Origin of the sequence: Stenotrophomonas sp. Sm2128 (assembly GCF_030985535.1) — a bacterium.
Lineage (GTDB): Bacteria > Pseudomonadota > Gammaproteobacteria > Xanthomonadales > Xanthomonadaceae > Stenotrophomonas > Stenotrophomonas maltophilia.
In genome coordinates this window covers 1-5,360 of the sequence record NZ_JAPTFQ010000132.1, presented here as the reverse complement: position 1 = coordinate 5,360, position 5,360 = coordinate 1, and the positions used below count along the sequence as shown (strand labels likewise).

The 5,360-nt window shown below is 68.6% G+C and carries 5 protein-coding genes; 4 read left to right on the top strand and 1 reads right to left on the bottom strand.

Going from position 1 to position 5,360, the window contains the following annotated elements; translation table 11 throughout:
* Positions 1 to 165: 165 nt before the first annotated feature.
* The gene (locus tag O0K41_RS21855; RefSeq protein ID WP_033833536.1) at positions 166 to 987 is read right to left on the bottom strand and encodes an ATP-binding cassette domain-containing protein; all 822 of its coding nucleotides are present in this window, start codon (positions 985 to 987) and stop codon (positions 166 to 168) included.
* Positions 988 to 1,138: 151 nt separating this feature from the next.
* Here O0K41_RS21855 and O0K41_RS21850 point away from each other — a divergent pair, with 151 nt between their 5' ends.
* The 4 genes from O0K41_RS21850 to O0K41_RS21835 all read left to right on the top strand — a co-directional run bounded on the left by O0K41_RS21850 (position 1,139) and on the right by O0K41_RS21835 (position 5,213).
* Complete coding sequence (locus O0K41_RS21850; RefSeq protein WP_049449737.1) at positions 1,139 to 2,341, top strand: fatty acid desaturase; 1,203 nt, start codon at positions 1,139 to 1,141, stop codon at positions 2,339 to 2,341.
* On the top strand, positions 2,338 to 2,670 hold the full coding sequence (locus O0K41_RS21845; protein ID WP_005407487.1) for an EF-hand domain-containing protein: 333 nt from the start codon (positions 2,338 to 2,340) through the stop codon (positions 2,668 to 2,670). Before O0K41_RS21850 ends, O0K41_RS21845 begins: the two co-directional genes overlap by 4 nt.
* A gap of 19 nt (positions 2,671 to 2,689) precedes the next feature.
* The gene (gene mutM, locus O0K41_RS21840) at positions 2,690 to 3,502 is read left to right on the top strand and encodes a bifunctional DNA-formamidopyrimidine glycosylase/DNA-(apurinic or apyrimidinic site) lyase (RefSeq protein WP_005407488.1); all 813 of its coding nucleotides are present in this window, start codon (positions 2,690 to 2,692) and stop codon (positions 3,500 to 3,502) included.
* 106 nt (positions 3,503 to 3,608) lie between these two features.
* Positions 3,609 to 5,213, top strand: coding sequence for a glucan biosynthesis protein D (locus O0K41_RS21835; protein WP_164222643.1), 1,605 nt, complete (start codon positions 3,609 to 3,611; stop codon positions 5,211 to 5,213).
* The last annotated feature ends 147 nt before the right edge of the window (positions 5,214 to 5,360 follow it).

The following is a 5,360-nucleotide window of genomic DNA, read 5'->3' as shown; positions in this document are numbered from 1 at the left end:
CTCGGGGGGGGGGGGCGTAAACTCCCGCCCCGCTGCACCGGCATGGCGACGGAATGGCATCGCGACGGGAATGGCGTGACGGCGGGAATGACATCACGACGGGGTAGAGTCGATCTCCCAGGCCTGTCGGTTTCCAGGCTCCTTGTTTCCTCCGAGGGCTCCGCCTCACCCCGCGTACGCGGTCAGCCGGCCTTCCTGCTCGCACACGGTGATCGCGCCACCGAACACCGCCGACAGCGGCGCGCTGCGCAGCAGTTCGGCGCGGGTGCCATCAGCCAGCACACGGCCGTCGCGCAGCAGCACCACGCGTTCGATCTCGGGAATGATCTCTTCGATGTGGTGGGTCACCAGCACCAGGGTGATGCCCTGCTGCGCCAGCACCCGCATGGTCGCCACCAGCTGCTCGCGGGCGACCAGGTCCAGCCCGGTGGAGGGTTCGTCCAGCAGCAGTGCCTGCGGCCGGTTGACCAGCGCGCGGGCGATCAGCACGCGGCGGGTCTCGCCGGCCGACAGCTCGGCATAGGCGCGTTCGCGCAGGGACAGGGCGCCGGTCATCGCCAGTGTCTCGCCGACGCGCGTGCGCATGTCGGCGGTCACTTCGCGGAAGGCCGGCACCACGTAGCTGGCGAAGAAGCCGGACAGCACTGCCTGTTCCACGGTCAGCCCGGGCATGTCGGCCAGATTGCTGCTGAGGTCGCCGGTGACGATGCCCAGCTGCGAACGCAGCCGGTCCACCTGCCAGCGGTTCTGGCCCAGCACCTTCACCGCCACCGAGCCGTCTCCCTGTGCAAGGGGATACAGTTCGCGGGTGATCAGCTTGATGAAGGTCGACTTGCCGCAGCCGTTGGGGCCGAGCAGGGCGGTGTGCTGGCCCTGCGCAATGCGCAGGCTGAGCCCGTGCAGCACCTTCACCTGGCCGCGCACCACGGTGGCGCGGTCCAGTTCGATCAAGGGGGGCAGCTCCGCCAGGGGCGGGGCGGCGGTCATGGTGCTGGCGCGTGGATCAAGGCTCGACAACTCAGGTCCCCAACTGTGAACGGTGCCACGGATGACGGTGGCAATCACCGCCGCAGGGATGCAGTTTGCAACGCAAGCGCCCATGATGTCTGCCATCCCCGCGTCGATACGGAGAGCCGCCATGCCCGATGCCCTGATGTCCCTGTTGACCGGTGGTGTGCTCGGCCTCGGCTGGTGGGCCATGCTGGGCGTGCTGCTGGTCTTCACCCAGATCACCATCTTCTCGGTGACCCTGTACCTGCACCGCAGCCAGGCCCATCGCGGCGTCGATTTCCACCCGGCGCTGGCCCACGTGTTCCGTTTCTGGCTGTGGCTGACCACCTCGATGATCACCCGCGAGTGGGTGGCCATCCACCGCAAGCACCACGCCAAGGTGGAGACCGAGGACGACCCGCACAGCCCGGTCACCCGCGGCATCGGCAAGGTGTTCTGGCACGGCGTGGAGCTGTACCGGGAGGCACGCGGCATGCGCGCGGACATCGATCAGTACGGGCGCGGTACCCCGGATGATGCGATCGAGCGCCATTTGTATACCCCGCACGCCACGCTGGGCCCGGTGCTGCTGCTGGCGATCAACAGCGTGCTGTTCGGCCTGCCCGGCGTGGCCCTGTGGGCGATCCAGATGGCGTGGATCCCGTTCTGGGCGGCCGGCGTGGTCAATGGCCTGGGCCACTGGTGGGGCTACCGCAACTACGAATCGGCCGATACCTCCACGAACCTGACGCCGTGGGGGTTCTGGATCGGTGGTGAGGAGCTGCACAACAACCATCATGCCTTCCCCAGCTCGGCGCGCTTCGCGATGCGGCGCTGGGAGTTCGACATCGGCTGGAGTGCGATCCGCCTGCTGCAGGCGCTGCGTCTGGCCAAGGTGCTTCGCGTTGCACCGGCCATGGACGTACGCCCGAACATCGCCGTGCCCGATGCCGAGACCCTGAAGGCGCTGCTCTCGCACCGCTTCCAGGCGATGACCGACTACCAGCGCAACGTGTTCATGCCGGCCCTGCGCGAGGAAGCCGCCCACGCTGGGGCCAAGCTGCGGCGCCTGCTGCCGCGCCGGCTGCGCCGTGGCCTGGTCAACGATGGCCGCTGGCTGAAGCCGGACAGTCGTGCCCAGCTCAGCGAATGGGTGGCACAGCGCCCGCGCATCCGCACCCTGGTCGAGTACCGCGCGCGGTTGGCGGCGCTGCTCGAGGCCCGCGGCCACGATGCCGCCGAGCGCCTGCACCAGCTGCAGGCATGGTGCCGCGAGGCCGAGGAAAGCGGAATCGCGGCGCTGCAGGCCTACGCTGCGCGATTGAAGGGCTACAGCCTGGTGGGCGCGTGAGGGCAGGGTACGGCGTTCTGCTGGCGGTGCTGCTGCCGGGTGCGGCGCTGGCCCAGGTCACCGATACCGCCAGCTACCTGCAGCGGATGGACAGCGATGGCGACGGCAAGGTCAGCGAGGCCGAGTACGTGCAGTGGATGCTGTATGCCTTCGACCGCATGGACCGCAATGGCGATGGCGTGCTGAGCGCCGAGGAGCTGCCCGGTGGCAAGGGCAGGGCGATCCGCCGCGAGCAGCAGCGGCAGGTGATCGTGCAGCGCTTCCATAAGCAGGATGCCAACGGTGATGGTGTCCTGGATGCCCGTGAACTGGCGGCGCCGCCACGCTGAGCGGGCGTAGAATCGGTTCATGCCTGAACTGCCCGAAGTCGAAACCACCCGCCGCGGCCTGGCGCCGCACCTGCAGGGCCGCCGCGTGCACGGCGTGATCCTGCGCCGCGCCGACCTGCGCTGGCCGATTCCGCCGGAAGTGGCCGAGCTGCTGCCGGGGCAGCGCATCGAGGACATCCGCCGTCGCGCCAAGTACCTGCTGCTGGACACCGCCATCGGCAGCGCCGTGCTGCACCTGGGCATGTCCGGCAGCCTGCGTGTGCTGCCCGGCGATACCCCGCTGCGCGCGCACGACCATGTGGATATCAGCCTGGACAACGGCCGCCTGTTGCGCTTCAACGACCCGCGCCGCTTCGGCAGCCTGCTGTGGCAGCCGGCCGGCGAAGTCCACCCGCTGCTGCAGGGGCTGGGCCCGGAGCCGCTGGACGATGCCTTCGACGGGGACTACCTGTTCGCCCGCAGCCGTGGCCGCAGCGCGCCGGTGAAGACCTTCCTGATGGACCAGGCGGTGGTGGTGGGCGTGGGCAACATCTACGCCGCCGAGAGCCTGTTCAAGGCCGGCATCAGTCCGCTGCGCGAGGCTGGGAAAATCTCGCGCGAGCGCTACCAGCGGCTGGCCGATGCGGTGAAGGAGATCCTCGGCTACGCCATCACCCGTGGTGGCACCACCCTGCGTGACTTCATCAGCCCCGATGGCGCGCCGGGTTACTTCGAGCAGGAACTGCTGGTGTACGGCCGTGACGGGCTGCCGTGCCCGAACTGTGGCCGCGCGCTGAAGCACGCCACCATCGGCCAGCGCGCCAGCGTCTGGTGCAGCCACTGCCAGCGCTGAGGCGGGCGGCCAGCGGCAGCTGAACGGGCAGGGCACGTCTCCGCTGCCCGTTAACGTTTGTCTGCCTATGATGGCCGACCTTCCCCTCTGTGCCTGACGCGCCTGCATGCAACGACGCGACTTCATCCGCAATGCCTCCCTCGCCCTGGCTGCATTCGGCCTGCCGTCCCTGCCCGCGTGCGCGGCCAGCAGGAGCGGCCAGATGGGCCTGCGCCGCCTCGGCCAACCGCAGCCGTTCGACTTCGCCACCCTGAAGGGCCAGGCCCGCGCGCTGGCACAGGCGCCCTACAAGAGCCACAAGCGGGTGCTGCCGGGCCGCCTGGAAGGGCTGGACTGGGACCAGTACCAGTCGATCGGTTACCGCCAGGACCATGCGCTGTGGGCCGACCAGCCGGGCAAGTTCCAGGCCAAGTTCTTCCACCTGGGCCTGTACTTCCATTCGCCGGTGCGCATGTTCGACGTGGTCGACGGCAAGGCGCAGGAGCTGGCCTATGACGGCGCGGCCTTCAACTACGGCAAGAGCGGCATCAAGGACGGCGAGCTGCCGGCCGATCTCGGCTTCGCCGGTTTCCGCCTGAACACCCGCAAGGACACCGATCGCGATTTCGCCGCCTTCCTCGGCGCCAGCTACTTCCGCGCGGTCGGCAAGGAAGGCCAGTACGGCCAGTCCGCGCGTGGCCTGGCAATCGATACCGGCATGGGCAAGCCGGAGGAATTCCCGGACTTCATCGCCTATTACCTGGAACAACCCTCGGCTGATTCGGACACGATCGTGGTCTACGGCCTGCTGGATTCGCCCAGCGTGGCCGGCGCCTATCGCTTCGCGATCACCAATGGCGACGTGCTGCTGATGGACATCGACAGCGCGCTGTACCCGCGCAAGGCGATCGAGCGGTTGGGCATCGCCCCGTGCACCAGCATGTACCAGGTGGGCGAGAACGACCGCCGCATGGCCTGGGACTGGCGCCCGGAGATCCACGACACCGACGGCCTGTCGCTGTGGACCGGTGCCGGCGAATGGATCTGGAGGCCGCTGCTGAACCCGCGCAACCTGCGCTTCAACATGTTCGTGGACCGCAACCCCCGCGGCTTCGGCCTGCTGCAGCGCGACCGCAACTTCGACCATTACCAGGACGACGGCGTGTTCTACGAGAAGCGCCCGTGCCTGTGGGTGGAGCCGAAGGGCGAATGGGGCGAGGGCTCGGTGCAGCTGGTGGAGATCCCCACCGTGGACGAGACCTTCGACAACATCGTGGCGTTCTGGAACCCGAAGGAAAAACCGCAGCCGGGCCAGGAACTGCTGGTCGGCTACCGCCTGTACTGGGGTGCCGAACCGCCGGCACGGCCGCCGCTGGCGCACTGCGTGGCCAGCCGCACCGGCCTGGGTGGCGTGGTCGGCAAGAAGCGCGAGTACTTCAGCTGGCGCTTCGCGGTGGACTTCGAAGGCGGCGAGCTGGCCAGGCTGATCGACAAGGGCGAGGTCGAGGCGGTGGTGGAAGCCAGCCGCGGCCGGGTGGAGATCGTGTCGGCGCGTCCGCTGCGCGAGATCAACGGCTACCGCGCGATGTTCGACCTGGTGCCGCCGGAGGGCAGTACCGAGCAGATCGACATCCGCCTGTTCCTGCGCAGTGGCGGCAAGACCCTGAGCGAGACCTGGCTGTACCAGTACACCCCGCCGCCGGCCGGTGCGCCGGAGCGCACGCTGTACTAAGAGGGGGTTGGGTTTGCAGGGCTTGCAGCCCTGCACCTGCAGAGGCCAAAGCAACAGCAACGGCCGAAGCAGAAGCTGGTTTCCTGAGGGTAGGTGGGGTGGGTCCGGTGGCGGGAGACGCCGTAAACCCGTCCATGGGGGCTTGGC

What these genes read in the sequence shown, in the direction of transcription:
- mutM (WP_005407488.1), top strand. Translation starts at nt 2,690, where the DNA reads ATGCCTGAACTGCCCGAAGTCGAAACCACCCGCCGCGGCCTGGCGCCG.
- O0K41_RS21835 (WP_164222643.1), top strand. Translation starts at nt 3,609, where the DNA reads ATGCAACGACGCGACTTCATCCGCAATGCCTCCCTCGCCCTGGCTGCA.
- O0K41_RS21855 (WP_033833536.1), bottom strand. Translation starts at nt 987, where the DNA reads ATGACCGCCGCCCCGCCCCTGGCGGAGCTGCCCCCCTTGATCGAACTG.
- O0K41_RS21850 (WP_049449737.1), top strand. Translation starts at nt 1,139, where the DNA reads ATGCCCGATGCCCTGATGTCCCTGTTGACCGGTGGTGTGCTCGGCCTC.